The sequence below is a fragment of the Trichocoleus desertorum ATA4-8-CV12 genome (assembly GCA_019358975.1).
Classification (GTDB): Bacteria; Cyanobacteriota; Cyanobacteriia; order FACHB-46; family FACHB-46; genus Trichocoleus; species Trichocoleus desertorum_A.
The window spans coordinates 33,509-60,062 of record JAHHIL010000030.1; the positions used below are offsets into that span (position 1 = coordinate 33,509).

The following is a 26,554-nucleotide window of genomic DNA, read 5'->3' on the forward strand; positions in this document are numbered from 1 at the left end:
CTCAGTATCCTGCTCAGTAGAGTAAATCGGTGTGACGCAAGTACCAATCTACCTCACGCCTCGTCGGTTGTCGTTACACTCACTCTATCTTGCAAGAAATTTCTCAATCATAAAAGAGTTGGCAGCGGTAGGGATAGGTTTTGTACCTGTCCATCCAATAGGTCAGGGCACCCACGAGGGGTATCCCTACCACTATCATCCTCAGCCTGAACAATGCCATTGATGCAATAGATGGATAGCTAGGCAGTGGCTTTGGAGCTTTCCGGCTTGCTGCTAGTCGATTTGCTGATGCCGCTAATAAACATGGGGACAAACTTTTCCAAGAAGGCTTGGGGGTCGCGCTTCCAGGCTCGCTGCACCACGTCAATTCGAGTTTGTTGTAAGTCGGGTGCGAGTAGAGTTTGCGGCAGCCGTTCCATCAAGTACTGAGGGCGTTGCCACAGGGGCATGGTATCGGCGATCGCTACGAGTTTCTCGACCCGGCGAATCTCAGCCCCCAGCGTAATGTCCATGCCTGACTCAAAGGCAGCTTGCTCTACAGCGGCATACTTACGCTTGGCTAGGTCTACCTTCTGGGCATGTTCTGGACTCTTGCGAGCCAGTTCTGCCAGCCAACGGTTGCCCCAGCGTACATGTCCCGCTTCTTCGGGCAAAATCCGCTCAATTGTTTCCCGAACTTTGATATTTTCCTCGGTTTGGGGCGCTTTTTTCAAAGCATGAATATGAGCTGAAAAATACTCGCAACCCCGCTTCTCAGTGACATTAATGGCTGCTAGGACTGAAATCAAGAATTCATCGCGATCGTGTCCTAGATTCACAGCCTCGCTATCGAGTAAGCGCTCAAACTCTTGAATATAAGAAGAACCCGGTGGCAAACCAACATTTGCACCCAAATCCACTAACAGATCCGTTAGCCACATGGCATGCCGAGCTTCATCAGAAATATGCCGGGAAAGATCGCGGATTAGCTCCGGAGGTTGCCCATCCAACTGTTCAATTAAATCGGTTAAGTCTTTGCAACTGCGCTGCTCACTATAGCGGTAGCGGTTGAGGGTGACTAAATGTAGCTCGCGATCGCGGACTACTTGGCTCAAAATCTCGCGGGCGCCCAGTGTGTTGAGCAGCTTGCGAGGATAAGCAACAGTCATATTTTTTATGTGGTTTTGTAAAGTAACTTTCTCATCCTAACGCAGTCGTTCCTGGCTCAACCCAGGAGATTTATGCACTATTCGAGTCGTAAAAAAGCCACCCCGTAAGGTGGCTCGCGAATTCCCCTGAGCGGTAGCTAAAATTAATTAGATATTCAGGAGATTAGACATCGTAGTAGAGCGCAAACTCGTAGGGGTGAGGACGTAACCGCATGGGGTTCACCTCGTTGTCGAGCTTGTACTCAATCCATGTGTTGATGAAGTCTTCGGTAAAGACGCCACCCGCAGTCAGGAACTCGTGGTCTTCTTCCAGAGCCTTCAGCGCATCCAGCAAAGAACCGGGAGTAGAAGGAATTTTCGACAGCTCTTCAGGGCTGAGGTCATAGATATCCACATCCAAGGGCTCGCCTGGATCAATTTGATTTTTGATGCCATCGATACCCGCACAGAGCATCGCTGCAAACGCTAGGTAGGGGTTGGCAGTCGCATCAGGACAACGGAACTCTAAACGCTTGGCTTTGGGGTTACTGCCAGTCAGCGGAATCCGGATGGAAGCAGAGCGGTTGCCTTGAGAGTAAGCCAAGTTTACAGGAGCTTCAAATCCAGGCACCAAGCGCTTGTAGGAGTTGGTAGTGGGGTTGGTGAGCGCCAGTAGAGCAGGAGCGTGCTTGAGGATGCCGCCGATGTAGTGGAGAGCCATTTGGCTCAGGTTGGCGTAGCCATCACCCCAGAACAGCGGTTGTCCGTCTTTCCAAATGGATTGGTGGGTGTGCATACCAGAACCGTTGTCGTTAAACAAAGGCTTGGGCATGAAAGTAACGGTTTTGCCGTGACGCTTAGCGACGTTCTTGATCACATACTTGTAAGTCATCAAGTGGTCTGCCGCACGAACCAAAGTGTCAAAGCGGAAGCCGAGTTCGCACTGACCGCCCGTGGCAACTTCATGGTGATGCTTCTCAATGGGAACGCCGCACTCAGCCATTACCAATAGCATCTCGGTCCGGATGTCTTGCAGCGTGTCGGTGGGAGCAACAGGGAAGTAACCTTCTTTGTAGCGAGGCTTATAGCCTAAGTTGCCACCTTCTTCTTTGCGGCCAGAGTTCCAGCGACCTTCTACAGAATCAACGTGGTAGTAGCCTTCGTTTTCGGTTTGGTCGAACCGCACGTCGTCGAAGATGAAGAATTCTGCTTCAGGGCCTAAGAATGCCGTATCACCTAGGCCAGTGGAGGCGAGGTAATCCACTGCTTTTTGAGCAATGGTGCGAGGGCAGCGGCTGTAAGGCTCACCAGTTCTGGGCTCTTGGATGCTGCAAATAATGCTGAGAGTCGGTTCAGCCATGAAGGGATCGAACCAAGCAGTGTTGGGATCGAGCACCATTGTCATGTCTGATTCATTGATCGCTTTCCAACCCCGGATGCTGGAACCGTCGAAAGGAACACCTTCGGTGAAGCTGCTCTCGTCGATTTGGTCGTGGAAGACTGTGAGGTGTTGCCAGGTTCCTGGCATATCAATGAATTTGAGATCAATCATCTTGATCTGCTTTTCTTTGATCAGATTCAAGATGTCTTGTGCAGTCGGCATGAATTACTCCTTAATGTCTGGGCAAATCTAGGAAGGGAAGGTCTGCGATCGCGAGAGGTCAGCCAGGTGAATAGAGGGAGACAACCTGATTTAGAACTGCACTGCCTCAACTGAGTCGCCAGGGGTTAGCTGCGACATGAGCAGTCAGCAAATCCCAAAGTTACTGGCAGTTGGTAGGTGATCAGTTACAACGGTTACTTGATGATTCCTGCGACTCGCTATTTCTAGAGGCGCTTAGCAGCTAGGCAATTTTTGCGGCGTCTTTTAGCACACACTCATCGGCAGGGTTGGTTACACCTGAATCATCCTAAAAATAGGGTTGGGGATATTTTGTATCCTTTGTTACTAAACCCTATTGAAGCTTACCAAAATACGGACGAAATTAATCTTGGAGCTACCCTCCTTCAGCCTTTCCCTGAAAAATGAAAAATTGTAGCGGAATTGACAGTTTTTCATTTTTAGGCTGAGTTGGTCCCTAAAATAGTATCAGAAGCTACCGTTCTATACTTTAGGCCAACTATGATTTTTGAAACTGAGTCTGAGCACCAAGAAGCCCTAAAATTTCGGCCAGGTCAGAAGGTGGAGTTAAAACATCAACCAGGTCTGGTCGATATTATTGTTGGCTACGACCCGATGATGGTGCCGCCTATTGTATTGGCAAGTGACCCGATGCCACGCTACCCAGAAGAGTTACAGCTTCTGCCAACTCCTGCCCTGAATCGCACCTGGTTAAACTTCCCAAGACAAACTCAGTATCCTGCTTGTTCGTTGGGCGACCGCGAAGCCTCACAAAAAATGAACCGTAGAACGAAGCAGCAAGCTTTTAGTCAGCGATCGCAAGCCAAAGTTTTTTCTTGATTTTCCTTTAAATAATTAATAGCTGAGATTTCTACTATTTTTAAATGTTGAGAATTGCAGAAATTGCAGCACATAAAACTTAACAGAATAGAAGCGACTAGCCCGGAATTCAGCGTCAATTAGGCTGATCTTGGCGTGGTAAACTTAACCCTAAATCCTAACGCACCAGCCCAACTCACGGTTAAAGGTAAGCTCAGCGCTAGGAGTGCAGAATCATTCTGTACAGTAAGTTGTAGCCATTGCATGCGCCATCTCTGACCTCAACAGTGCCGCCCAGTTTTTGGCAGCTAGAACAACTCACTTCTAATGACAAGTTGACGCAGGTCAAGCATAGCAAACACCTATAGGAACCACTTAGGAGAGTCATTTCATGCGGGACGCAGTGACAAGCCTGATTAGAAACTATGACATTACGGGCCGATATCTCGATAGAGATGCCCTTGACTCACTGAAGTCCTACTTTGGCAGTGGGACCGCAAGAGTTCAAGCAGCCGCAGTCATCAATGCGAACGCTGCTACCATCGTCAAGCAGGCAGGGTCACGTCTGTTTGACGAACTCCCAGAACTCATTCGTCCTGGTGGCAATGCCTATACCACCCGTCGTTATGCAGCTTGTCTGCGCGATATGGACTACTACCTACGCTATGCCAGCTATGCTCTGGTAGCAGGAGACATGGATGTACTAGATGAGCGAGTGTTGGAAGGTCTGCGAGAAACTTACAACTCTCTAGGCGTTCCCATTGGCCCTACGGTGCGCGGCATCCAACTGATGAAAGACATTGTCAAAGAGCAAGCTGTAGCGGCTGGTGTGGCTGATACAGCCTTTGTAGATCAACCTTTTGATTACATGACTCGCGAACTCAGCGAACAAGACGTTTAATCGCTCAGTCCACCCTGCTTTGGGACATCTTTAGGTTCAAGTTTGATTTAGATAGGGGTAGGTTTGGTAGCAAAATTTGCGTAACTGCAAAAATTGTTGCTGAGCTTACCCCTTCAGCTTGATACCTAGCTAAACTACAAGAGCATACTGCTAGAGATTTTGAGCGTCTAACTCCGCTTCCGGTTCTAGAACCCAAACCACTTCGCCTTTAGCGGTGCTGGTGATGGCAGTTTGGTCACCTCTGCGAGCGAGTCTAGCTGCCACTTCCAACGCCTGCGCTCGATCTTTGACAACTTTGAAAAAGCTGTAATACTGGCCTTCAACGGCGATCGCTGATAAGCGATGGTCTAGATCAGGAACTCGGATATGACAAGGGCGATATTGGCTCCGAGATTCTAAGATTTTTGCTACCCCTACGCTTTTAGGCTGGGTAGTTGCTGAAGCAGGCTGAGCTGGCAAATCCAGGTAAGCATCTCGCTCTAGCACCCAAATCGCATCACCTCTAACGGTGGCAGTAATAATCGTTTCTTCACCCTTGTTAGCCAGTCGATTGGCAATTTCTAGGGCTTGCTGCCGCTCTTTGACTAGCTTCATCAGACTGTAGTACTTTCCATCCACACGAATCGCCACAATGCGATCGTCTAGATCAGGCACGCGGATATGGCAAGGCTGATACTGAGTTCGAGACTGTAAAATGCGAGGAGGATTCACGGTCGTCTGCGAAGAACCTTCGGATGGCATAGTGGAAGATGATAGAGCCCCAAAGGCTTTATTTTATAGATGTTTCCTCATTCTAATTTTTTTAGTGCAGTTCCTTGGCCAAGCAACGACTCGATACCCTACTCGTAGACCTAGAACTCTGTGACTCTCGCCAACAGGCCCAGCGTCTAATTCGAGCCGGAGAAGTCATGGTGAACCAGCAGGTCATCGATAAACCGGGTACCGAGATTGATCCAGCGGCCCAGATTACGGTAAAACAGCGATCGCCCTACGTCTCTAGAGGTGGCGAGAAACTAGCCAGAGCCTTAGAAGCTTTTCCCATCGAAATTACTGGACGCATTTGCTTAGACGGGGGCATTTCCACGGGGGGCTTTACTGATTGTCTGTTGCAGTCAGGAGCCCAGAAAGTTTACGGCGTAGATGTGGGCTATGGGCAAGTTGCTTGGACTCTCCGCCAAGACCCCCGTGTCGTTTTACGAGAGCGTACCAACCTGCGGCACTTAAAACCAGAAGAGCTTTACGAACAAGGAAAGCCCGATGCGGATCTGGGAGTCGCCGACGTTTCCTTTATTTCTCTCACAAAAGTCTTACCCGCCCTGTGGCAATTGCTCAAAGAACCACGGGAAGTCATTTTGCTCGTAAAACCACAATTTGAAGTCGGGCGATCGCGCGTCGGCAAGAACGGCGTAGTCCGCGACCCCAAAGACCAAGCAGAAGCGATCGCCCAAGTCATCCAAGCCGCTCAAGCCCTTGGTTGGCACTACCAAGACCTAACCTGGTCTCCCCTGCAAGGCCCCGCCGGAAACATTGAATACCTGCTTTGGCTAAGCATGAATAGCAACACCTCCACACCGGATTTAGCTGCGATCGTTCAGATTACGCAATCGGCGCAGAAAGCACTGGCTGGAAGGGAGGGATGAAGGAGAAATGAACTTCCCTAGATACACGTGTGAGAGAACACACTTTACAGGTTCACGGAAACGTTGATTAAGAAGCAGTGGCGAGATTGCCTCGTTGCAAAATCACCATGCCTGAACCGACGACAGGGGTACGGGCAATTAGTTTGCCTTCGGTATCAGTAATTTCTAGCTTGGTAAAGTCTAGGGTTTTGGCCTTGGCTAGCACTTCACTGGCTAACTGGTCTTGCTGATTGATTGGCAGATTGTACCAGCGATCGCTCAGCGCCACCGTGAGGCGATTGCCGACTAAGTTAGTTTTGACCGACTGCACCAAATCCGCAGTGTACTGATTGGTGACTTCAGACACTTTGGCTTGAATTGAAGCCAGGATTTGTTCTTGAGGAGATAAGACAGGGGCGGGAGGCTCGCTCGGTTCGGGTGCCGTCACCGCGATTGGCTCTGGCGGTTCAGGAGCAACGAGATCTAAAGGTATTTCTGGGGCTTCAGCGATCGCAGGTACTTCTGGTTCCACCAAAATGGGTGCAGGGACAGGAGCGGTTTCCTCAGGTGGGGCGATCGCCACGGGAATTTCGGCTTCCGGAGCACTGAGTTCTGGTGGAGCGGTGAGTTCTGCTGGCGGCACCCGCTGGGAAAGTGGCACTCTGGCGACTTCCGGTGCCTTGGGCTTGCTAGGAGAGAGGATTGAATTCGTCGTTAGAACCAGAAACACAACTGTCGCGATCGCCAAGTTTGTCAGGGCGCGATCAGACAGTTTTTCGTTTAGAGAAGCGGGCAGGCGGTGGCGAATTTGGGGCAGGGTTTTTGTCCACCAAGCTTGCAACCGTGTAAGTTGAGGCTGGATTTTTTCTAGGGCTGTCGTCGCCCAGGTTTGGAGCTTGGTTAAAAAAGGACGCGATCGCTCTAGGAGTTCCGAAGCATTGAATTGAGCCGCTGACTTGGTTCCGGTTCTAGAGGAAGTTTCCTGAGTTGTAGCCGCGCCTGATGTAGATTTCTCTGGAGCGTCGGTCTCCAGTTTTTCGGCTGCCGTTTCTAAACCTCGAATTGTGAAGCGCAACGCTTTGGCACTTTGCGTTTTCAATGCAGGTTTGACCTGCTCCCATTTTTGCTGCAAGGTCTGGGTGATCTGTTGCAAACTAGTCCCACCCGTTCCACTTGCGCTGGTGGGGGTCGATCGGTTGGGAGTCGGGGGGACAGGTGATGATGGTTGGTTTGGCTGCTCCTCTGACATGACATCTCCCTCTAAGGCTACGCAAACCGCAGGAAACGCGGTAAATTCTTACGGGTGTTACCACAAAGCCTATCATTTTCTCCCCAACAACCGATATTCTCCTAACGCTGTCGCTCTATCCCTCCACACAACTATGAGCCTGAATCGCCGTCAATTTCTGGTTTTGAGCGGTTTAACAGGTGGTTTTGGTCTTGCTGTGCTGATGCAACGAACCTTTGCCGAATCAGTCGTAAAGCAGCCTGCTAGCCAACCGTCTCTGGGGCAAGTTCCCACCAAACAAACCGCTCAGCTCCAAAGTGCCAACCCACAAGTGGGAAAAGCGATCGCGCCTAAAGGCATGTTTGCCCCTGCTAGAGGCGATGTGCGGATTGCGGTGATTAGCGACCTGAATAGCCAGTATGGCTCCACCACCTACGAAGCCGAGGTAGACAAAGCGATCGCGCGGATTCCTGCTTGGCAACCCGATTTGGTGCTTTGCGGCGGTGACATGGTAGCAGGGCAATCTCAAGCGCTGTCGGATGCTGAGGTGAAAGCAATGTGGGCTGCCTTCGATCGCCATATTGGGGCACCGCTCCGCCAAGCTAAACTGCCTTATGGCTTCACAGTTGGCAACCACGATGCTTCTGCTGCTTTGTCTGCCAATGGCACATTTAGTTTCCAGCGCGATCGCAATCTAGCAGCGGCTCATTGGAATAACCCCAAGCACAATCCGAGTTTGCAATTTGTCGATCGTGCTAAATTCCCCTTCTACTACACGTTTCAGCAAAACGGCATCTTTTATTTAGTCTGGGATGCTTCTAGTGCCACGATTCGAGCAGATCAGTTGGCTTGGGTTGAGAAAAGCTTAGCTAGTCCTGCGGCCCAAAATGCCAAGCTGCGAATTGCCATCGGTCACTTACCGCTCTATGCCGTTGCTGTGAGGCGCGATCGCCTGGGTGAAATTCTTGACCAACCCGATAAGTTGCGATCGCTGTTAGAAAAATATCGTGTCCATACCTACATCAGCGGTCATCATCACGCTTATTTTCCTGGGTATCGCGGCAAGCTAGAACTGCTGCATGCAGGCGCGATCGGTGCTGGCCCCAGACGCTTGCTTAACAGCGATCGCTCTCCACAAAAAACGCTGACGATTGTAGATGTCAAGTTAGGTTCTGCTTCGACGACCTACACCACCTACGACATGACTACCTTGCAACTGGTGAGACAGCAAGATCTACCCAGACTGATCGTGGGGCCAAATGGTTGGGTACTGCGTCGAGATGTAAAGGAAGCCGATTTGACTGCTGAGGAGCGATCGCAGATTTAGGACGTTATTCGAGCAGCCAACCAAACAAATCACCAACTGTTAGCTGTAGCTCATTGGCAAAGGATGGTACAGGTAGCCGTTGAGCGGACTCGTCCAGTAAGTCTGGTGATTGTTGGGGATAGTACGCGAACACAGCCCGCTCCCTCGGATCAATCAGCCATCCCATCTGGGTTCCATGCTTCAAGCAATGCAAAATTTTAGCCGTCACCTTCGTTTGACTTTGCTCTGGCGATAAGATTTCAATGATCCAATCCGGAGCCAAGGCAAAGATATTTGCCACACTCCCATCTGGATTACGAGGAATTCTTTCCCAGCGAAAGACTGCGACATCTGGGACAATTGAGCGTCCAGAAAAGGTACAGCGTAATTCTGGATAAGCACGAGCAATTTTTTGAGGTTTGGTGACGGCATTAATCGCAGTTACTAACTCTCCCTGAATCGTGCTGTGCTCTCCTTGAGGCATGGGTTTTTGAATACTGTAGCCGTCAATGTACTCGCTAGCAGGCTCAGTCTCTGGTAGTGCCAGAAACTCTTCTAAGATGATGGGTTTCAGGTGTGCTTGTACCATTTTCGGTCATCTCCAAGACCACCAGACAGCTTCTATTTTAGAGAAGTTAATAGGAAGTCACTAAAACTTCTGTAATCTTGCCTCGTTTGCTTGCCTTAGAGTTAATTGAGCGGGCAGCAGCGATCGCATAAATATTGAAGCCTTGATATAGTTCTCGAATAAATTCACAATCTGAATTGGAAAGCATCACTTTTACGCCTCGATTTGCAAGTTCTACAAATACATCTCTCAGTTTGACTTGATGCTCTTGATCAAAAGCATAGCGACTATAAGCAGTGAAATTGCTGGTAGGGCTTAAGGGGTAGTAAGGCGGATCGAAATAGACAAAATCTTCGTGCGTAGCATGTTGCAAAATTGCTTCAAAAGGTTTGATTTCAATGATGGTCGATCGCAATGCCATAGAAACCGCTCGCAATAAGTCTGCATTGCAAATTCCAGGATTTTTATAACGCCCCATTGGTACATTAAAATCTCCTTTGGAATTCTCTCGATATAGGCCATTAAAGCAAGTTTTATTTAAATAAATTAGACGAGCCGCCCGTGCTAATTTATTTATAGGTTTTTTGGCTCTTACTTGATAGTAATAATCGTAGGAATGATTTTTCTGGTGTTCCTGCAAGCGTTGAATTAAAGGTTCAATCTGGTCTCGCACACAGCAATAAACATTGACTAATTCTGGATTAATATCCGTCAGAATTCCTTGTGCGGGTAAGAGGTGAAAGAAAACTGCGCCACCCCCTAAGAAAGGTTCGTAGTAGGTTTTAAATCTTTCTTGCGGAAAGAACGGTTGATACTGAGAAATCAGTTGGCTTTTTCCGCCTGCCCACTTTAAGAAGGGACGCGGAGCGATAGAGGGAGCGGTTTGAGGTGACATCAAAGAAAGCGGTGCAGCAGCAGACTCAATATTATGATGTCAAACCAACCTAACTGAAAGCCCAAGAGTTGTAGAGAAATCTTGCAGCTTGGTACTGACTCCCTGGAGAAGCTGCTTCTGGCATTAAAATAAAAGTTCGGACTCAGCACCTGGCAACCTTTAAGTTTGAAACCCGCTACTAGATCAAAGCCATGAGAGACTTTTTGGTTAACGTATCTCGCTACCCCACCTACTTCATCAGCATTGGTTTAGGGGTTTTCCTCAATGCTGTCAGACCCTTAATTCCGCTCTTTAAGAATCCCGCCACCGCGATCGCCTTGACGGGTATCTTCGTCGCAGGCTTGGTCTTTCTCAGTCTGACGCTCCGGGCCATGCTAGGACTAAGCCCTGCATAAGCATTTCATTTCTCTGGAGAGAGGTTGACTGCTCAATCCCTGCCTAAATTAGAAGTCTGTACCGAGTTCAGCCCTGATACAAGGCTCCTGTTTCGGGTACGGACACAGTAAAATTGATGTCTCGCTTTCGAGTTAAAGAGCAGGTTTGTTATGGCTACTAGTCGTCGCGTCTCTCGCGTTTCAGAATTAATCAAACGAGAAGTCAGCCAAATGCTCCTCTCTGGCATCAAAGATGACCGAGTGGGTACGGGCATGGTTAGCGTCACCGATGTTGATGTGTCGGGCGACTTGCAGCATGCCAAGGTTTTCGTCAGCATTTATGGTAGCGACGAAGCGAGAGCAGAGACAATGGCGGGGCTAAAGTCAGCGACAGGCTTTGTGCGTAGTGAACTAGGGCAGCGAGTTCGGCTCCGGCGTACGCCAGAAGTGATTTTTGTTGAAGATCGCTCGATTGAACGCGGGACGAGAGTTCTTTCTCTGATCAACCAACTGAGCCAAGACCGCAAACCCGACGATGCAGCCGCAGAAATTGACCAGGACGCTGACGATTGGGAAAAAGATCTGGTTGGAGCGGAAGACGAAGATGATGAGGAATAACACCTTTGGTCGGATCTAGCGCAACTCCTCCCCTACCCAACTGGGAAAGCTTATCTCTGGCTGAGCAAGTAGCTCAGATGGTGGTTGTCAGAGCTTCGGGCTACCTGTTCGACCACCAAATTCAATATCCAATTTGGGAGCCTCCTGCTGCCACACTGCAACATTGGTTGCAAGATCTGGGTGTGGGAGGCGTGATTTTGTTGGGCGGAAGTGCTGCCGAGATTGCGCTGCGATCGCAACAACTGCAAGACTGGGCGCAGATTCCTCTCTTGATTGCCGCTGATATTGAGGAAGGCGTAGGCCAGCGCTTTCCAGGTGCCACCTGGTTTCCCCCACCAATGGCGTTAAATGCGATCGCCCAAAGTAATTTAGCCAAAGCACTGCGTTACGCTGAGGCGATGGGCGCTTATACGGCTCAGGAAGCCCTAGCGATCGGCCTTAATTGGGTATTGGCTCCGATTGTGGATGTTAACAACAACCCCAATAACCCCGTGATTAATGTGCGGGCTTTTGGGGAAATACCAGAGACGGTATCCAAGCTAGCAACGGCATTCATTCAAGGGGCACAACGGCATCCGGTTCTCACTGCGGCTAAACATTTCCCAGGCCACGGTGACACCGCAACAGATTCTCACCTGGATTTGCCTGTCCTAGCTCATTCTCCCGATCGCTTAGCTGCACTGGAATTGCCACCATTTAAGAGCGCGATCGCGGCAGGTGTCGATACGGTAATGAGTGCTCACCTACAAATCCCTGCTTGGGATGCTCAATATCCTGCGACGCTTTCTCACCGGATTCTGACTCAAGAACTGCGACAAAACTTGGGCTTTGAGGGGCTGATTGTCACCGATGCTTTGGTCATGGGCGCGATCGCCAACCGTTATGGTGTGAACGAAGCGCCAATTTTGGCAGTGGAAGCAGGCGCAGACATTTTGTTGATGCCACTCGACCCCGCAGGTGCGATCAAAGCAGTGTGTGAAGCGGTAGAAACAGGTCGGATTACGCCAGAGCGCATTCAAGCCTCAGTAGAGCGGATCTGGCGGGCTAAGTTCAAAGTTTGTTCTCCCATGCCTGAGAGTGCTGACATTACCTACGCTTGGGAAAATTTACCGCCACCCCCAATTCAACTAGAGCAACTCTCACCACCAGAGGCGATCGCCACTGTCAACAGCATTCTCCAAGACTCTATGCAGATGCACCTGCCTACAGAGTCGCGTCTCAGCCAGAAGCAGGAGAACCAGCCTTTACGCAACGTCGTGATTGTGGATGATGCCTTAACTTGCGATTTCTTAGGGCGCTATACCCCCGCGATCGCCCTACCCCAAACCAAAGGCTATCAACTCCAGTTAATCGACAGTCATACACCAAGTATCCCTTTTGAGCCTCAGGCTACAGCCAACCAACCAACTCTGCTGCAACTCTTTATTCGGGGGAACCCGTTTCGCGGTAGCGCTGGACTCACCCAGACGGCTCAGGATTGGTTTCAATTTTTGCTCAAAACAGATCAACTCCAAGCATTGGTGATCTACGGCAGTCCTTATGCAGTGGAGAAGTTTATTCCCCAACTCCCTGCTGATGTGCCTTATGTCTTTACTTACGGTCAAATACCTGCCGCCCAAGCGATCGCTCTAGACGCTTTATTCAACCCTCAAACCTGAGGTCTAACCCCATGTTGACGACTGCGATCGCTACTCCCAACCTTCCGCAGCTCCCCGCCTTCACCTCCGTTACCGAAGAACGTCTACACCGCAAACAACGCTTAGCCGCAGCACTCCGGTTGTTTGCTCAGTACGGTTTTGATGAAGGCATTGCAGGCCATATTACTGTCCGTGACCCCGAGCATCTGGATCACTTCTGGGTCAACCCATTTGGCCTGTACTTTGGTCACATTCGGGTCAGCGATCTCATTTTGGTGAACGATGCAGGTGAAGTGGTGGAGGGCGATCGCCCCGTGAACCGTGCTGCCTTTGCGATCCACTCCCAAATCCATGCCGCTCGTCCGGATGGGGTGGCAGCAGCTCACTCCCACTCTACCTACGGCAAAACTTGGTCCTGTTTAGGTCGCTTGCTCGATCCGCTGACGCAAGATGCCTGCTCTTTCTACCAAGACCACGCTTTGTTTGATGACTACACCGGAGTCGTGCTCGACCCAGTCGAAGGTCGTCGCATTGCTCAAGCGTTAGGTGAGAAAAAAGCCCTGATTCTCCGCAACCACGGCTTACTCACAGTCGGTCACACCGTCGATGAAGCGGCCTGGTGGTTCATCACGATGGATCGCTCTTGCCAAGTGCAATTGATGGCAGAAGCTGCAGGAAAACCGATCGCGATCGATTCTGAAAATGCCGCGATCGCCCAACGCCAAGTTGGTAGCCACAACATCGGCTGGTTCAGCTTCCAACCGCTCTACGACAAAATTGTGCGGCAACAACCAGATTTGTTGGACTAAATAAATAACCTTTCCCCAAACCCTCTCCGACGCGGAGAGGGGCTATGAATCTAGCTCCCCTTCCCTACTAGGGAAGGGGCTGGGGGTTAGGTTAAGCACCCAACCAACGAGCAATATCCTTGGCGTGGTAAGTGAGGATCAAATCAGCACCCGCACGCTTAAAGCTGGTCATGGTTTCCATCACGACTTTCTCTTCATCAATCCAGCCGTTGAGGGCTGCGGCTTTCACCATCGAGTATTCGCCAGAGACGTTATAGGCTGCGACAGGTAGGTTGGTCGCTTCCTTCACCCGCCAGATGATGTCCATGTAGGACAGCGCAGGCTTCACCATCAGCATGTCCGCACCTTCGGCGATGTCTAGCTCAATTTCTTTGATGGCTTCACGGGCATTGCCAGGGTCCATTTGGTACGTACGGCGATCGCCAAACTGAGGCGCAGAATCTGCCGCATCCCGGAAAGGGCCATAGTAGGCAGAAGCATACTTAGCCGCATAGGAAAGAATCGGCAGATCTGGGAAACCCGCTTCATCCAAACCTTGCCGAATCGCTTGCACAAAACCATCCATCATCCCCGAAGGCGCAATAATGTCAACGCCCGCTTTAGCTTGGGAAACTGCGGTTTTCTTCAGCAACTCTAGGGTGGGGTCATTCAGTACCCGACCGCTCAAATCTCCGACTTGTAGATAGCCACAGTGACCATGAGAGGTGTACTCGCACAGGCAGGTGTCAGCAATCACAATTAGATCAGGAACTGCTTCTTTCACTGCCGTTGCCGCTTTCTGGACAATGCCGCAGTCATGCCAAGCGCCTGTTGCGTCGATATCTTTGTCAGCAGGAATGCCAAACAGAATAATTGCAGGGATGCCTAGGTCATAGACTTCTTTGGCTTCCTCAACAATTTTGTCGATCGAGAGTTGGTAAACGCCTGGCATGGAACGAACTTCCTGAGCGATCGCCTCTCCCGGAACGGCAAACAGCGGGTAGATCAAATCGCTGGTGGTGACAATAGTTTCACGTACCATCCGACGAAGCTGAGGATTGGCACGCAGGCGGCGAGGGCGATGGGTCGGAAACATAGCGTCTACTAAAGGTAAAAAATTTAGAAAACCTACCTGGCTTAGCAACCTCGTAACGAAAGGTTGACTAACTCTCAAACTTCTCAACAATTTATTTAGTGTAAGGCTTGTTGCTTAGCCACTTACAACTCAGTAACTTTCTGTAAAACTCCAGATATTTCCTGAACAAAAAATAAGGACACAGCCTGCTGCGTCCTTACAGTTGATTTCAATGAATTGCGATCGCTTTAGCTTAAGCAGTCACTGCAACAGCAGCTTCAGCAGCAGCGGGATAAACGCTGACTTTCTTGCCGCTCTTGCCTCTTCTTTCAAAGGTAACGACACCATCAACCAATGCGAAGAGAGTGTCATCGCTACCACGAGCGACGTTGTTACCGGGGTGGAACTTGGTGCCCCGTTGACGCACCAAAATGTTGCCAGCGCGAACTGCCTGACCACCAAAGCGCTTAACGCCTAGGCGCTGAGCATTCGAATCGCGACCGTTACGAGTACTACCTGTACCTTTCTTATGAGCCATTTTTCCCTCAGAGATCTCTACAAGTTTTTCAGGTTGACAATGCTGCCTGACTTGATCTTAGCCTTCGCTTGCACCCAACTCGGTGCCATTCACATTGATGGAGTTGATCATCAAGCGGGTTAATTCTTGACGGTGGCCCTGCTTCTTACGGGTTTTCTTCTTAGGCTGCATCTTATACACGATGATCTTGCGGCCCCGCAGTTGGCGCAGGATGGTACCCTGAACCGCTGCCCCTGCGACTAAAGGCTGACCCACAGAGATTTCACCATCGTTCTGCACAAACAGAACTTTGTCGATGGTGACAGCGGCATCGACATCACCTGCAATCCGCTCGACATCATAAAAGCGACCCGGTTCTACCCGCAGTTGCTTTCCACCCGTTTCAATAATTGCGTAAGCCATGAAATTCTCCTAACAGTTGCCGTACAGGTAGCTGGTTAATGCTCTTTATGAAATGCTTTGCACAATCAGCATGCCAGCTTTTTGTGGTGCCTTCACCTGATCCGAGCAGGAATAGACAGACAATTTGCCATTATGCCTAATTTGCCGCCTTAATGTCAAGGTGCGATCGCGGTTGTCGCCGTTGTTGTACCCACAAACCCAGCCCCAAACCTACCAGCAAAATGCTAACGAAATAACCCAAGACAAGGAGGCGCGATCGCAATGGTGGCTCTATGCCTTCCACTTCAATTTCTTGGGCAACTTTGAAGGCTGAAAACTGACGAGCTGCATCCGGTTTTGGCGCGACTTCGATTTCGATTTGGTGGGGTGCGCCATCAAAAAACTGTTGCTGCCAAGCAAGCTTACCTTGGCGATCGGGGCTGGCTTGATGAGCAAATGCCACCCAACCTGCTTCTAAAGATTTGGCTTGGATGTTGAAGACAATATCTTGGACAGGTTGACCTGTTGTAGCGTCGATCGCCTGGACTGCGAGTTCCGCAGGTTCGCCCACGGTGGCATGGTGATGTCCTAGCAGCTTGACCTCTAAGCCTTGAGTGTTCAAGCTGCTAGGGATTGCGGCCTGCTCTCCATGAGCATGTTCATGGGAGTGCTCATGAGAGTGAGACAACTCAGCACTGATGTTGACTACGAGTAGAGCCGCGATCGCAACGACAATGGCTCCACTTAATAGTAAGCGAACGCGCTGCGGCGCAATTTCTCCTGGTTGTAGCTCTTGCTTGCCGCCAATCACCCAACCACCACCAAAGCCTACTCCCAACAGAATCACGACCAAAATGGCAAAGTTGCGATATTTGATCGAGTTCTCGGCGACGGGCAGCGTTAAGGTCTGCTGGAACGGGGTAAAAGCATTGGCAACAGTTGGTGTTACTTCAACTTGCAACTGGTACTTACCGCGAATCGGTAGCATCTGCTGGAATTGCAGTTGGCCCTGAGGTGCGATCGCAGCCAAGTCTAGGAGCTGAGTGCCCTCAACCATAGGGAAATCGGTGGGCAACCAAGGATTTGCAGGTGGAGTCAAGAGCTTGACGTGAATGTTGGCATTTTGCAGCGGCTTGCCATTCACATCAAGTGCTTGTAGCGTCAACTGCACTGGTCGTTGGGGCTGCGCGGCTTCGGCCTCAAACGGCAGCAATTGGCTAGCGGGTGGTTCGGTTGCCAGTTTCACGGATGGCTGGACTGCTTGCGATCGCCCTACCGACCCATAGCCTAAAGCTCCTAGCAGCCCTAATAAGCTGAGGAGCGAAACAAGTTTAATTTTTGTCATTGGTACTTAAAACCTTGAGGGTGCTGAGGATTGAGAATTCTGACGAAGCGCGAAATTCTAGTGGCAGCTAACGCTCAAGGTGTTGTGACGCAGCGAGTGCATGTGGTTATGAGCGGCAGGATAGGTGGAGAAATAAACCGTCCAGAGCGTCAACGCACATAAGGAAGTAAATAGGGTGGCTTGCACAGGCACCGAAAGCGTCCAACGGATGGCCTGTTGCTGAAGAGATCCAGAAGTTAGGGATGCAGTTCTCATCGTGTACCTCGCACATTAGAGCTATAGAACTTCCCATCGGCGGGCATCCTGGCTCAGAAGTTTTCGCCTAGTTGCTGAAACTCCTTCACAGTTGCGGGACAGCGTCGGATTTACACCAAACTTTCCCCGTTACCTCTAGTGACTGTTCCTCACTAGAACCGCATGAGTAGGGCAATCATATCACTGTTTATTGACACAAAACTGCGATCGCGTCTCTTGGCAGTCCTATCGCAGCATCTCCTCCAAAGCATGTTGGTTCCACAGCGATTTGTACAATCCAGGCTGTTTCAGAAGCTGTTCATGGGTACCCGTCTGGACAATCTGACCATGCTCCATGACAAAAATGCGATCGGCGGTGGCAGCCGCAGCCAGTTGGTGGGAGATAAACAAGACGGTCTTACGCTGGGTGCCTTCTGACAAATTTTGCAGAATCTGGGTGGCAGTTTGGTTATCGACGCTGGAGAGGGCGTCATCCAAAATTAAGATCGGAGCATCGACCAATAAGGCTCGACCCAAAGCGCTACGCTGGCGTTGCCCACCTGATAAGGTAATCCCGCGTTCGCCCACGACCGTTTCGTATTGGTGCGGGAAGTTGAGAATTTCTTGGTGAATTTGGGCCTGCTTGGCTGCGTACTCCACCTCTGGCTGTTCTGCTAGAGGGTCGCCGTAACGAATATTGTTCTTGACTGTGGTGCTGAAGAGGAAGCTATCTTGCGGGACATAGGCGATCGCAGACCGCAAATCCTGCAATCGCAATTGGGTAATATCGTAGCCATCGACGAACAACTGCCCTGGCGCAATATCCAGTAACCGAGGAATGGCGTTGGCTAAAGTAGACTTACCTGACCCGATTGACCCCACAATTGCGACTGTTTCCCCCGGTTCGATCGTAAAGCTGACATTTTGCAGCGCTGGCATGACGGAGCCAGGATAGGTAAAGCTGAGATCGCGAGCGGTGAGGCGGCCTTTGACTTCTGCTAAGGCTAACGGCACCACACCCGGTTCGTTTTTGATCTTCGGTTCCACCGTCAAGATTGACTCGACGCGATCGATACTAACTTCACCTCGTTGATACGCCGTGATCGTAAAGCCGAGCAGCGCTGTTGGGAAGATCAGGCGTTCGACATACAGGAGCAAGGCGATAAAGTCACCTACACTCAGCGCTCCCGTGGCGATCGCTCTAGCCCCCTGCCACAACAACACCAGAATACTGAGGCTGGCAATGCCGATCAGTAAGGGAAATAAAGTATTGCGGGTTCTGGCTAGATTCAGGTTGGCTTTGAGGAGTTGCTGATTCAGTTCTCGGAAGGCTCGCCGCTCATTTTCTTCTTGAGCGTAGATCTTGATCAAGGCGATGCCGCTCATGTCTTCTTGAATCAGGTCGCTCATTCTAGAGAGTTCTTCTTGCACCGCGATCTGCTCATTGCGGAGGCGATCGCTAAACAGGCGCACCAGCATCAACATAAACGGATAAGGCACGATCGCCAGTAAGCTCAGCTTCCAGTTAATCGTCAGCATGACGGGCAACGTTAAGCTGTAGGCAAAGACAGTATTCGCCAAGCTGAGCACTGCAAACCCTACCAACCGCCGAATGTTGTCTACATCACTCGTAGCGCGGCTGATCAGATCCCCAGCGGTGTTGAGGGAGAAGTAAGACGGCTCTAACGTCAGAAGGTGACTGAAGATCTTCTGTTTTAGGTCAAATTCCACCTGCCGCCCAGTGCCAAACAGCAAAATCCGCGAAATCATGCGGATCCCCCACATGACGGACGCTAGGGCCAAAATTAGCCCCACATAGTACAAAACTCGGTCGAAGCTAAAGGTGACTTGGAGATCATCAATCGCATTGCGGATCACCAGCGGAATATAAACCCCGACTACGTTCACAATTAGCAGTGATAGAACGCCTAAAGCGGTGGTTTTCCAGTGGGGTTGTAAGTAAGCCGCAAGTTTCCGTAGCTGAGAGCGAGCCATGAGCAAAAATCCAGCAACCTTTTGATCGTCATCCCTTTGATCATCGTAAACGAATTACCTGGGTAGCAGGCACCCCTCTAGGAGCCGATCTAGATACCTAAAGGCGCGAGCCAACCCCTTAAGAAGTAGTACACCGAGAGCAAGTACTCCTCAATTACGCGAGTTGTGATCACGAGAGTATCGGCACTAGGGACAAAATCCGCAAGCCGCAATCTGCGCCTGAGATTGCCACCCGACTCAAAGGTATAAAAGTTGGTGGGTCGAGGAATGACTCGAATGCCAGCTCTGGCAAAGGTTAGAGCTGCTCGCCGAGTGTTGGTCGCTGAGGTGACTAAGATGACGCGATCGCCCAGTCGCCGCTCCATTAAAATTCGGCCCACCGCTACGGCACTGGTTCGCACATCTACACCAGTCGGCTCCACTACAATATCGTCCCGAGCCACTCCCATATTGATCAGCAAAGTTTCAATATCCCTTGCTTCCACAATTTCCTCAGGCTTGCCTTGTAAATCGCCCCTCGGACCTGCACTAACAATCACCAAAGGTCGATTCCCCAGCCGCAGTTGATCTTGATACAGTTGAGCGGCGTAAATAATGCGATCGCCCGTATCAGTCAGTTGAATTTGCCGCCGATACGGTAGATTTGCCTGCGTGGTTCCCCACCCCAACACCGCGATCGCGGCGGCTGTTTGCTCTTCTGGCGGTGTCAATGTAGTAGGGCACTGGAGATCACAAAGTTCTCGCCGTTGCTGATCGAACTGGATAGCAGATTGCTCAGTTTTTTGAGCTAAAGCGTAAGCCACAAAGGGAGTACTAGAAATCAACAGAATGAGTAGGGCCGCGATGACTAAAGTACCACCTGGTTTCTTGAGCCCACCTTTGTCCATCTTGGCAGCAGCACTGGCTAGTAGCAGTAACGACAAGCCGAGTGGCTTAAAAGGCAGCGATAGCACACTCCAAACGGTAGAGACAATTCGACTGGTCGGCGTTAGGAAGGCCAGGATGATGAACAACACCATCACAAAGGCACCGAGCCAGGTGTAGTACTCCTTCGGAATCAGCTTCTGGAGGACGTACCAAATAATTATGCCAACTAGCAGCCACAGCAGAACTAACGTTAATAGTTCAAACATTGCGGCACTTCCTCACATCACCAACTAGGGAGTTTTGCTTTACTGGCGTTACTAATGGCATTGCTAGCCATCTCAGCTCTGATCTGGACCCATTGGTTTGCATTTGTGAATGTTCAAGCAACTCTCCCATAGTTGGGCTAACGCTAGCACGAAGTGAGTACAACGAGACATCCTGAACGCTTTTTTTAGCTAATCTGTTTCCCAGTAGTTCCCTCGTAGCTATTGGTGATCCTGCTCTACTGCACTGCTACAAAAAACACCCTGCCGTTTGAGGACAGAGTGATTGAACTAGAGCATGCTGTCTTTTGTCAGGCTGGTGTCAGCCTGAAAGTGAGGCGATCGCGGCTGAGTGAGTTAGTAAGCGCCTGTTTTGGCAAAGATCACAAATACGGTCTTGAAGATGAGCGTCAGATCGTACCAGGGAGTCCAATGACTCTGATAGCGCAAATCCAAGTCCACAATTGCTTCAAAGTCTTTGACTGAAGAACGACCGTTGACTTGCCATTCTCCGGTGATACCGGGCTTCACAGACAAGCGCTGCCAGTGACGCTCATCATAGTGAACCACCTCGTCAGCCGTGGGAGGACGGGTACCCACCAAACTCATTTCCCCTCTCAACACATTCCAAAACTGCGGGAATTCGTCCAGGCTAGTACGACGCAGAAAACGACCTGTCTGCGTGATTCGGGGGTCTTCCCGATTTTTGAAGATCAATCCTTTGGCTTCGTTAGGGATTAGCGCTTTGAGGGCATCGGCATTTGCCACCATTGAGCGGAATTTGCGGATCTCAAACGGTTGGCCATGCAGCCCATAACGTTTTTGCTTATAGAAAATCGGGCCAGGGCTGTCTAGCTTGATTGCGATCGCCACCGGGACGAACACCAAAGCTAAAATCAATAAGCCAATAATGCTGCCGACAATGTCGAGCAACCGCTTCGCTACAGAGCAGGTGGATGGATGGGGAACCTGAAAGGCAGACTCCGGCACCATGAGGGGACTAGCTGTTGATGACAGTAGAGAATGCGTCGTCATGACAAGCCTGTCATTATAGGACCGTAGAAGCACGTACGCACACATAATATATAGACGCGTCTCGATGGATAGTGATAGGTTTCTCCCAAGGCTTATCTAAATCTTCATTACCTTCTGCATAACTCTACTGTTTTATAAAGTTTCAATGAAGGCAGGTCAAGATTTCAAACTTAGGGCGGCATCTGCCCTCAAGACCGACATTAATGGCTCTATAGCTGCCCCTGAGCTTACCCTTGTTTTCTGTCTGACCTGTCACGGACACAGATGAAGCTTCTGTCAACCCAACGTCTGTGGGCCAGTATTTTTGAGCAAAATTTATTTCAGCCAGATACATTGGGCCAGATATATTGGGCTGCTTAATCGTTTAATTAGATTGTTTAAGCTTGTCGGTTAATCCTGAGAAGATGCTAGAACTGTTGATTATTCAGGTTCTTAGCTGAGTTCAGATCAACTAGCGCTGATCGTGGGCTGCTCTTTGTAATTGCAAACGCGATTGCAATCGATAGCTCCACGGCCTAGAAAGCTAGCAACTCCAGAGGGCAGAAATGCCTTGACAATCAGCGGTTAAGAGTTTACGAGACTTTAGGGTGCAAAATGCTCACTCAAATTGCAATCTGATGATAAGGACTCTGAGGCGTGGAAGTTAGAGTAAGCCGTTTAGAATCGATTATTCAGCAAATTGGTGAAGCTGTACTAGCTACCACCGAAACAATCGATCGCTTAGCTGAGCGGGTAGATGTTTTGGCGGTGCAAGTGCAGCAGCAGTCTCAGCAAGTACAGCAGCAGGGATACCAAATTTTTGCCTTGAGCGATGCTGTGCAGACCTTGGCTGAAACCCAAAACCATTCTATGGAGCGCTTGAACCACTTGACCGAAGCGTTGGAGCGTTTGGTGACTTCTATTGATGACAGTAGCGAAAATGCCGATTACTAGGCGGACTCACTTCTAAGCAAACTTATAACCCTAAGGCTTTAGGTGCAAGGCGTGACGATAGGTGTAAGGTGTAAACCAACACTGAAAGCTTGGCTAGAGTTAATTTCGCTTCTAGGCTAGAGCCTAATTAACGTAAATTTACGTATCAGTAAGGGATATTTTTACCCATGTGGGTGAGGGCCAAGTGCGGGGGTTGGCGACAAACTCTATAGATAGGGACTAATAGGGATTAACAGGATCGCAACTCCATGAGACTGGCAGACAAACTGGCAAATGACTGGCGATCGCAACTGGAAACGGAATGCCCAGAGCAATCTGTGGCACATCGGGAAAGCATTATCCGTTGGCTGATGGGAGAGGACTTAGCGCGTTTTGACACGTTAGCTCCCGACCAACTAGCGATCGTTCAGCAAGCAATGGATTATCGCTATCGGATTTTGCAGCAGCGCTATCTTGGCGTGGGGCCAGAACGGGCTTACCGTAAGCTGATTCAGCGCCTTAGTAGCTTGTTTTTGATTCGCAACAAAATTAAGACCTGGGTTGCTCTTAGCCGCGATCGCCAACGTTCGGTTGTGGATGTCTTGCAGGAAGTAGTTCAGGAACTGTTGCAGAGCGATGGCTATATGCAACAGCAAGTAACCTGGATTTCTCAGTGCACCCCAGAGCCTCGGTTGCGGAATATACTGCTCCTGGCAAGTGTCGAAGAATACTGCCTCAGACCTATTCGCAATCAACCGCTGCTAGTCTATCGCTTCGTTAACTATTTGCGGCGCTCTCAGCGGGGTGGTATGACTCAAGTGCCCAGCGGCGATTTAGTGCGACTGGTTTCAGAAGAAATTACCCCCGACGAAGCCGAAAACCCCGTGAGTTTGCTTGATAACCAAGCCGTAGCTCAATACCAAGATGAGCAAGCTTGGGAAGAACAGCAGATGGCTCGGACTGCCGTGAAGCAATCGTTTGAGCAATACCTAGCCGAGAAAGTAGAACCCGATGCAGCCCGTTGGTTACAGCTTTACCTGCAAGGTCACTCCCAAGAAGCGATCGCTCGCACCCTCAACCTACCGATTAAGCAAGTTTATCGGCTACGGGAGAAAATCAGCTATCACGCGATTCGGGTTTTCGCCTTAAAAAATGAACCGGACCTTGTCGCGAATTGGCTCGAAACCTCTCTGCAAGAACACAGCCTTGGTTTAACGCCAGAGCAATGGCAGCACTATGTCGATAACCTCACGTCAGAGCAGCGCCAACTGCTAGATCGCCTACGCGAAGGGTGCACCCTGGAAGCGATCGCGGGTGATTTGAACTTAAAGACCAATCAGGTCATGGGCGAGTGGAGCAAACTCTATCTTGCGGCTCAAGAACTCCGTAGTGTGTCTTAGACTAACGGCTGTAATAGCTACCTGAAGTGGCTGTTGAAGCTTTGGCTGAGACACACAGACAAAAAGTTCGCTATAACTCCACATAAAATCTAGTTGAATCTGCTTAGCTTAATCCGGGATTTTCACGACTGGCCCGATTAGGATAGTAGGTAATCAAGTTAATGAGTTTCTATGGCGTCTCCCTTAGGCGATCGCGGCGGGCGTCAGGACAACAGCCCTGGTAATCATCCCTCTTTATCGTCAGTTCAAACCGACGGTATGGCTTGGCTGGATTCCGCGCAAATGTTCCAGTTAATTGACAGTCTTCTCCCTTTTGAGGCTTGTCTCTATCACCAAGTGCTGCCTTTGTCCGTGGAAGGTAGCCGACTGAATTTAGGCATGGTGAATTTGGAGGACACAGCTGCTTTGGACTATGTCCGAAGAATTTTGGCTTATATTAACTGCTCCTTGGTGCCCCGCTCCATCTCCTCAGAAATCCATCAAAAAATGCTTTCTGCTTATCTCAGTCACGCGGATCAGCAAAAGCAGAAGTCACAGAAAGCTGCTCCTAGGCTGGCTCAGCCCTCTACGCCTCACTCGACCTCAGAACCCCGCCCCGTCGCTCCGCCAGACCGCAACAATCAACCAACCTTGGTGGTAGATAGCCCAGACAAGATCGATATTCCGGGGTTGAAGACGGATGAAACTGAGTTCATAACACCAACCGCTGCATCTCCTGGCCCTACCACCCAACCGAGTCCCATCCAGTCAACCGCTGCTGCGACCAAACCCCCAGCCTTCCCAGAGATTTCTGCCTCCCCAGAGATTTCTGCACCTCCAGATGTGCCACCCACGACAGCCGCTTCTTCTCTGCCCATCTTGGACGTGCATCCCCATCATTTATCTAGCCCAATTGAGGTACTGACTGCCCTCCCGCCTAAAAATTTATTAGATGAACTGCTAGGGCGAGTCTTAGTTGGTGGAATTGGTCGGCTTTATTTTGAGCGACAACAACATCAGGGACGGATTCTATGGAGCCAAAATGGGGTGCTACAGTCCGTCTTAGAAAATTTGCCCGCTGCTGTCTTCCAAGGTGTGATTAACGAACTGAAGCGGCTCACAAACCTGCCCATGATTCCTGTCCAGAAACCCAGGCAAGAGGAAGTCGAGCGCCTTTATCAACAGTCTCGCCTCCTATTACGGTTTCGAGTCATGCCTGGTACTTATGGGGAAGAAGCAACACTACAAGTTCTCCGTGGTGCAGCCTTAAAGTTTTATCAGCAGCAGCAACTAGCTAACCTCAGCCGAGATGCTTTGGGTATTGCTCAGCAATTGCAGCGCAAATTAGATGAAATTCGCGATCGCGCTGAAACAGATCTTGGCTTAAGTGGCACCCCACTAGAAGCTTTGCCAGCTCTGAATCAACTGCTACAAAGCGTCGATCAACAACTCAAAAATCTGAATGCTTTTCAAGCTGGTAATTCTTTAGACCAGTCAGACGACTCGCAATGACGCTGAACTCTACTGGCACTGAGTTAGAAATAGTCCCAGCAGAAGGGTGGGGTACATTGCCAAGCCGCATCCAACTTTTGCAGCAAAGCGCGATCGCCTTCATATTCAATTTCTCTCGTCCAGACCATTTCTGTGGCCCGACGCAAACCACAAAATAATTCTGTCAAGTGTTCTACAGAGGTTTTCACAACCGCAGGTACAGGCTGAGTTACGGGATGCATCCGTTCTGCCGTAAAGTTGGCCGTAATCGTTTGATCACCTAAGATCGGATCGCTGACCTGGAAGGTCAAGATAAAGGGAGAACCTTGCTTGACAGGACGGAGCCGAAAAGCGGTGGTCAGATCGACCAAGCGCCACATAAATCCACCACCAATCTCACCAAAGCGATGGGTAAAGCCATATAAGCGGGGAGCCTGATTAATGTCTAGCACCCGGTGCTGCTCACGAACTAAGTAAGGAAACGGATCTTCTGGATAGGTGTTCCAAACCACAGTATGCACTTGATCTCGCAGGGCCGAGAGAAAGCCCAAAATGCCTCGATAAGCATCGGCATTCACTGCCACCCATTCCTGGATTACTACAGATAGCGTACCGGGAAGAGAATCCGCAGGCACATATTGCAGAATCACGTAGCCGAGCAACTTGCCCGCTTCTTGATAACAGTAGATTTCTTTTCCTGGCTCTAGCGTGAGGCGGGGTTGCCACTGTAATTCTTGTCGTTGTAACCAACCATTCCGGCGCAATGCTATGCGTTGATACACTTCTCGCAGGGCAGATTGGTGTTGTTTGGGTTCGTAAGGCACCATGCCAAACCGCTCTGGGTAAAGCGGCAAATGCTTGGCTGCCACCGTATATTGATGCAGCCGTCCGACCCAAGCCCAACCTAACTGCCGATAGAAACCATGTTGGAAGGGGTAAAGCATCGCTAGGGGGATCTGCTGCGATCGCCATTCCTGCACCCCTTGCTCTAACATAAACCGCGCAATTCGCTGACCCCGTCGTTCTGGAGCCACAGCCACCCCAACCACTCCAGCGGTGGCAAACTCCTGCCCTTCGAGCGCGACGCTGAGATCTAGCTGAGCATAGGTAGCAACGGCCTGTCCAGTTAAGTCATCCACGGCTAGTATGTGCTGCCGCCCCGGTAGGTTCAACCCTTGGCCGTACCAATCGCGCTCGATTTCGGCAGGCGATCGCAGGGGAGCAAAGGCTAAACGGTCTAAGTTGACAACTTGAGGCAGGTCGGTTTCTTCGGCTTGCCGCAGGGTAATTCCGGTCAGGTTTGTGGTCATGACTCAGCCAGTCTGAAGGCTACACCCCTAGGTTATCTTTCCAGTCAAGAAATTTCCCGATAACGTAAGCTTTCTCTCAGGAAATTCAACAGCAAACTCTTGCTAGTAGTCAGTCAATTATTAGTTGACGGGTAAAGTCGATGCAGTTTTATCCTGGCATCTGCGGTCGTAAATCGCCAATCAATCCAGGTCTTCTCTTGATTGCGCTCCTCTTGCCAAGCTTCTACT

At 50.2% G+C, this 26,554-nt stretch carries 26 protein-coding genes and 1 riboswitch; of the genes, 11 read left to right on the plus strand and 15 right to left on the minus strand.

The annotated features are described in order from the left end of the window. Positions 1 to 239: 239 nt before the first annotated feature. Positions 240 to 1,148, minus strand: coding sequence for a ferritin-like domain-containing protein (locus KME12_18545; GenBank protein MBW4489786.1), 909 nt, complete (start codon positions 1,146 to 1,148; stop codon positions 240 to 242). A gap of 163 nt (positions 1,149 to 1,311) precedes the next feature. Further along, complete coding sequence (gene glnA / locus KME12_18550) at positions 1,312 to 2,730, minus strand: type I glutamate--ammonia ligase (protein MBW4489787.1); 1,419 nt, start codon at positions 2,728 to 2,730, stop codon at positions 1,312 to 1,314. A gap of 519 nt (positions 2,731 to 3,249) precedes the next feature. On the opposite strand from glnA, the gene KME12_18555 reads away from it, so the two are divergent. Together KME12_18555 and apcB are read left to right on the plus strand one after the other, a co-directional pair. Further along, positions 3,250 to 3,588, plus strand: a complete 339-nt coding sequence (locus KME12_18555) for a hypothetical protein (GenBank protein MBW4489788.1) — start codon at positions 3,250 to 3,252, stop codon at positions 3,586 to 3,588. Between the two features lie 370 nt (positions 3,589 to 3,958). Next, positions 3,959 to 4,468, plus strand: coding sequence for an allophycocyanin subunit beta (apcB, locus tag KME12_18560; GenBank protein MBW4489789.1), 510 nt, complete (start codon positions 3,959 to 3,961; stop codon positions 4,466 to 4,468). A gap of 150 nt (positions 4,469 to 4,618) precedes the next feature. Here the strand turns inward: apcB and KME12_18565 are convergent, their stop codons facing one another. After that, positions 4,619 to 5,209 carry a hypothetical protein gene (locus KME12_18565; protein ID MBW4489790.1) on the minus strand — a complete coding sequence of 197 codons (591 nt, stop codon included), beginning with the start codon at positions 5,207 to 5,209 and terminating at the stop codon, positions 4,619 to 4,621. Positions 5,210 to 5,283: 74 nt separating this feature from the next. Between KME12_18565 and KME12_18570 the strand changes: the two genes are divergently transcribed. Then, entirely contained in the window at positions 5,284 to 6,108 is an 825-nt protein-coding gene (locus tag KME12_18570; GenBank protein MBW4489791.1) for a TlyA family RNA methyltransferase, read from the plus strand. Between the two features lie 67 nt (positions 6,109 to 6,175). Here KME12_18570 and KME12_18575 read toward each other — a convergent pair whose 3' ends face one another. Continuing rightward, positions 6,176 to 7,336 carry a hypothetical protein gene (locus KME12_18575; GenBank protein MBW4489792.1) on the minus strand — a complete coding sequence of 387 codons (1,161 nt, stop codon included), beginning with the start codon at positions 7,334 to 7,336 and terminating at the stop codon, positions 6,176 to 6,178. 133 nt (positions 7,337 to 7,469) lie between these two features. On the opposite strand from KME12_18575, the gene KME12_18580 reads away from it, so the two are divergent. Further along, positions 7,470 to 8,642: a metallophosphoesterase gene (locus KME12_18580; protein ID MBW4489793.1), complete on the plus strand. Its 1,173-nt coding sequence runs from the start codon at positions 7,470 to 7,472 to the stop codon at positions 8,640 to 8,642. A gap of 4 nt (positions 8,643 to 8,646) precedes the next feature. Here KME12_18580 and KME12_18585 read toward each other — a convergent pair whose 3' ends face one another. After that, complete coding sequence (locus KME12_18585) at positions 8,647 to 9,210, minus strand: Uma2 family endonuclease (GenBank protein MBW4489794.1); 564 nt, start codon at positions 9,208 to 9,210, stop codon at positions 8,647 to 8,649. Positions 9,211 to 9,256: 46 nt separating this feature from the next. Next, positions 9,257 to 10,084, minus strand: coding sequence for a DNA adenine methylase (locus KME12_18590; protein MBW4489795.1), 828 nt, complete (start codon positions 10,082 to 10,084; stop codon positions 9,257 to 9,259). A 191-nt stretch (positions 10,085 to 10,275) separates the two neighbouring features. Here KME12_18590 and KME12_18595 point away from each other — a divergent pair, with 191 nt between their 5' ends. The 4 genes from KME12_18595 (at position 10,276) to KME12_18610 (ending at position 13,522) form a co-directional block, all read left to right on the plus strand. Beyond that, positions 10,276 to 10,479, plus strand: a complete 204-nt coding sequence (locus tag KME12_18595) for a DUF751 family protein (protein ID MBW4489796.1) — start codon at positions 10,276 to 10,278, stop codon at positions 10,477 to 10,479. Positions 10,480 to 10,629: 150 nt separating this feature from the next. Continuing rightward, complete coding sequence (gene rbfA, locus KME12_18600; protein MBW4489797.1) at positions 10,630 to 11,076, plus strand: 30S ribosome-binding factor RbfA; 447 nt, start codon at positions 10,630 to 10,632, stop codon at positions 11,074 to 11,076. A gap of 77 nt (positions 11,077 to 11,153) precedes the next feature. Then, positions 11,154 to 12,734, plus strand: a complete 1,581-nt coding sequence (locus tag KME12_18605) for a beta-glucosidase (GenBank protein MBW4489798.1) — start codon at positions 11,154 to 11,156, stop codon at positions 12,732 to 12,734. Positions 12,735 to 12,745: 11 nt separating this feature from the next. Then, complete coding sequence (locus KME12_18610; protein ID MBW4489799.1) at positions 12,746 to 13,522, plus strand: class II aldolase/adducin family protein; 777 nt, start codon at positions 12,746 to 12,748, stop codon at positions 13,520 to 13,522. A gap of 91 nt (positions 13,523 to 13,613) precedes the next feature. On the opposite strand, the gene hemB is transcribed toward KME12_18610, so the two are convergent. From hemB to KME12_18650, 8 genes are all read right to left on the minus strand, one after another. After that, the gene (gene hemB, locus KME12_18615) at positions 13,614 to 14,597 is read right to left on the minus strand and encodes a porphobilinogen synthase (protein ID MBW4489800.1); all 984 of its coding nucleotides are present in this window, start codon (positions 14,595 to 14,597) and stop codon (positions 13,614 to 13,616) included. A 232-nt stretch (positions 14,598 to 14,829) separates the two neighbouring features. Next, entirely contained in the window at positions 14,830 to 15,114 is a 285-nt protein-coding gene (gene rpmA / locus KME12_18620) for a 50S ribosomal protein L27 (GenBank protein ID MBW4489801.1), read from the minus strand. A gap of 57 nt (positions 15,115 to 15,171) precedes the next feature. Further along, the gene (rplU, locus tag KME12_18625) at positions 15,172 to 15,516 is read right to left on the minus strand and encodes a 50S ribosomal protein L21 (GenBank protein MBW4489802.1); all 345 of its coding nucleotides are present in this window, start codon (positions 15,514 to 15,516) and stop codon (positions 15,172 to 15,174) included. Between the two features lie 136 nt (positions 15,517 to 15,652). After that, entirely contained in the window at positions 15,653 to 16,840 is a 1,188-nt protein-coding gene (locus KME12_18630) for a hypothetical protein (GenBank protein MBW4489803.1), read from the minus strand. Positions 16,841 to 16,897: 57 nt separating this feature from the next. Further along, positions 16,898 to 17,095 (minus strand): CbtB-domain containing protein, encoded by a 198-nt coding sequence (locus tag KME12_18635; GenBank protein ID MBW4489804.1) that lies wholly within the window; start codon positions 17,093 to 17,095, stop codon positions 16,898 to 16,900. 20 nt (positions 17,096 to 17,115) lie between these two features. Continuing rightward, positions 17,116 to 17,273: riboswitch (cobalamin riboswitch) on the minus strand. 47 nt (positions 17,274 to 17,320) lie between these two features. After that, a complete protein-coding gene (locus KME12_18640) occupies positions 17,321 to 19,069 on the minus strand; it encodes an ABC transporter ATP-binding protein/permease (protein MBW4489805.1) in 1,749 nt (582 codons plus the stop codon). A gap of 89 nt (positions 19,070 to 19,158) precedes the next feature. Beyond that, positions 19,159 to 20,202 (minus strand): YdcF family protein, encoded by a 1,044-nt coding sequence (locus KME12_18645; protein MBW4489806.1) that lies wholly within the window; start codon positions 20,200 to 20,202, stop codon positions 19,159 to 19,161. A gap of 354 nt (positions 20,203 to 20,556) precedes the next feature. Then, positions 20,557 to 21,192 (minus strand): sugar transferase, encoded by a 636-nt coding sequence (locus KME12_18650; protein MBW4489807.1) that lies wholly within the window; start codon positions 21,190 to 21,192, stop codon positions 20,557 to 20,559. Between the two features lie 678 nt (positions 21,193 to 21,870). Here KME12_18650 and KME12_18655 point away from each other — a divergent pair. The 3 genes from KME12_18655 to KME12_18665 all read left to right on the plus strand — a co-directional run bounded on the left by KME12_18655 (position 21,871) and on the right by KME12_18665 (position 25,037). Further along, complete coding sequence (locus tag KME12_18655; protein MBW4489808.1) at positions 21,871 to 22,167, plus strand: hypothetical protein; 297 nt, start codon at positions 21,871 to 21,873, stop codon at positions 22,165 to 22,167. A 248-nt stretch (positions 22,168 to 22,415) separates the two neighbouring features. Then, the gene (locus KME12_18660) at positions 22,416 to 23,546 is read left to right on the plus strand and encodes a HetZ-related protein 2 (protein ID MBW4489809.1); all 1,131 of its coding nucleotides are present in this window, start codon (positions 22,416 to 22,418) and stop codon (positions 23,544 to 23,546) included. A gap of 171 nt (positions 23,547 to 23,717) precedes the next feature. Continuing rightward, positions 23,718 to 25,037, plus strand: a complete 1,320-nt coding sequence (locus tag KME12_18665; GenBank protein ID MBW4489810.1) for a hypothetical protein — start codon at positions 23,718 to 23,720, stop codon at positions 25,035 to 25,037. 23 nt (positions 25,038 to 25,060) lie between these two features. Here KME12_18665 and KME12_18670 read toward each other — a convergent pair whose 3' ends face one another. After that, positions 25,061 to 26,326: a GNAT family N-acetyltransferase gene (locus KME12_18670; GenBank protein ID MBW4489811.1), complete on the minus strand. Its 1,266-nt coding sequence runs from the start codon at positions 26,324 to 26,326 to the stop codon at positions 25,061 to 25,063. Positions 26,327 to 26,554 lie beyond the last annotated feature (228 nt).

Excerpts from the sequence above, each read along its gene's own strand:
- apcB (MBW4489789.1), top strand. The coding sequence starts at position 3,959 with ATGCGGGACGCAGTGACAAGCCTGATTAGAAACTATGACATTACGGGC.
- KME12_18580 (MBW4489793.1), top strand. The coding sequence starts at position 7,470 with ATGAGCCTGAATCGCCGTCAATTTCTGGTTTTGAGCGGTTTAACAGGT.
- KME12_18660 (MBW4489809.1), top strand. The coding sequence starts at position 22,416 with ATGAGACTGGCAGACAAACTGGCAAATGACTGGCGATCGCAACTGGAA.
- KME12_18635 (MBW4489804.1), bottom strand. The coding sequence starts at position 17,095 with ATGAGAACTGCATCCCTAACTTCTGGATCTCTTCAGCAACAGGCCATC.
- glnA (MBW4489787.1), bottom strand. The coding sequence starts at position 2,730 with ATGCCGACTGCACAAGACATCTTGAATCTGATCAAAGAAAAGCAGATC.
- KME12_18640 (MBW4489805.1), bottom strand. The coding sequence starts at position 19,069 with ATGGCTCGCTCTCAGCTACGGAAACTTGCGGCTTACTTACAACCCCAC.
- KME12_18665 (MBW4489810.1), top strand. The coding sequence starts at position 23,718 with ATGGCGTCTCCCTTAGGCGATCGCGGCGGGCGTCAGGACAACAGCCCT.
- KME12_18595 (MBW4489796.1), top strand. The coding sequence starts at position 10,276 with ATGAGAGACTTTTTGGTTAACGTATCTCGCTACCCCACCTACTTCATC.
- KME12_18610 (MBW4489799.1), top strand. The coding sequence starts at position 12,746 with ATGTTGACGACTGCGATCGCTACTCCCAACCTTCCGCAGCTCCCCGCC.
- KME12_18645 (MBW4489806.1), bottom strand. The coding sequence starts at position 20,202 with ATGTTTGAACTATTAACGTTAGTTCTGCTGTGGCTGCTAGTTGGCATA.
- KME12_18605 (MBW4489798.1), top strand. The coding sequence starts at position 11,154 with ATGGTGGTTGTCAGAGCTTCGGGCTACCTGTTCGACCACCAAATTCAA.
- KME12_18565 (MBW4489790.1), bottom strand. The coding sequence starts at position 5,209 with ATGCCATCCGAAGGTTCTTCGCAGACGACCGTGAATCCTCCTCGCATT.
- KME12_18585 (MBW4489794.1), bottom strand. The coding sequence starts at position 9,210 with ATGGTACAAGCACACCTGAAACCCATCATCTTAGAAGAGTTTCTGGCA.
- KME12_18555 (MBW4489788.1), top strand. The coding sequence starts at position 3,250 with ATGATTTTTGAAACTGAGTCTGAGCACCAAGAAGCCCTAAAATTTCGG.
- KME12_18650 (MBW4489807.1), bottom strand. The coding sequence starts at position 21,192 with ATGGTGCCGGAGTCTGCCTTTCAGGTTCCCCATCCATCCACCTGCTCT.
- rplU (MBW4489802.1), bottom strand. The coding sequence starts at position 15,516 with ATGGCTTACGCAATTATTGAAACGGGTGGAAAGCAACTGCGGGTAGAA.
- KME12_18670 (MBW4489811.1), bottom strand. The coding sequence starts at position 26,326 with ATGACCACAAACCTGACCGGAATTACCCTGCGGCAAGCCGAAGAAACC.
- rbfA (MBW4489797.1), top strand. The coding sequence starts at position 10,630 with ATGGCTACTAGTCGTCGCGTCTCTCGCGTTTCAGAATTAATCAAACGA.
- KME12_18630 (MBW4489803.1), bottom strand. The coding sequence starts at position 16,840 with ATGACAAAAATTAAACTTGTTTCGCTCCTCAGCTTATTAGGGCTGCTA.
- hemB (MBW4489800.1), bottom strand. The coding sequence starts at position 14,597 with ATGTTTCCGACCCATCGCCCTCGCCGCCTGCGTGCCAATCCTCAGCTT.
- KME12_18575 (MBW4489792.1), bottom strand. The coding sequence starts at position 7,336 with ATGTCAGAGGAGCAGCCAAACCAACCATCATCACCTGTCCCCCCGACT.
- rpmA (MBW4489801.1), bottom strand. The coding sequence starts at position 15,114 with ATGGCTCATAAGAAAGGTACAGGTAGTACTCGTAACGGTCGCGATTCG.
- KME12_18590 (MBW4489795.1), bottom strand. The coding sequence starts at position 10,084 with ATGTCACCTCAAACCGCTCCCTCTATCGCTCCGCGTCCCTTCTTAAAG.
- KME12_18545 (MBW4489786.1), bottom strand. The coding sequence starts at position 1,148 with ATGACTGTTGCTTATCCTCGCAAGCTGCTCAACACACTGGGCGCCCGC.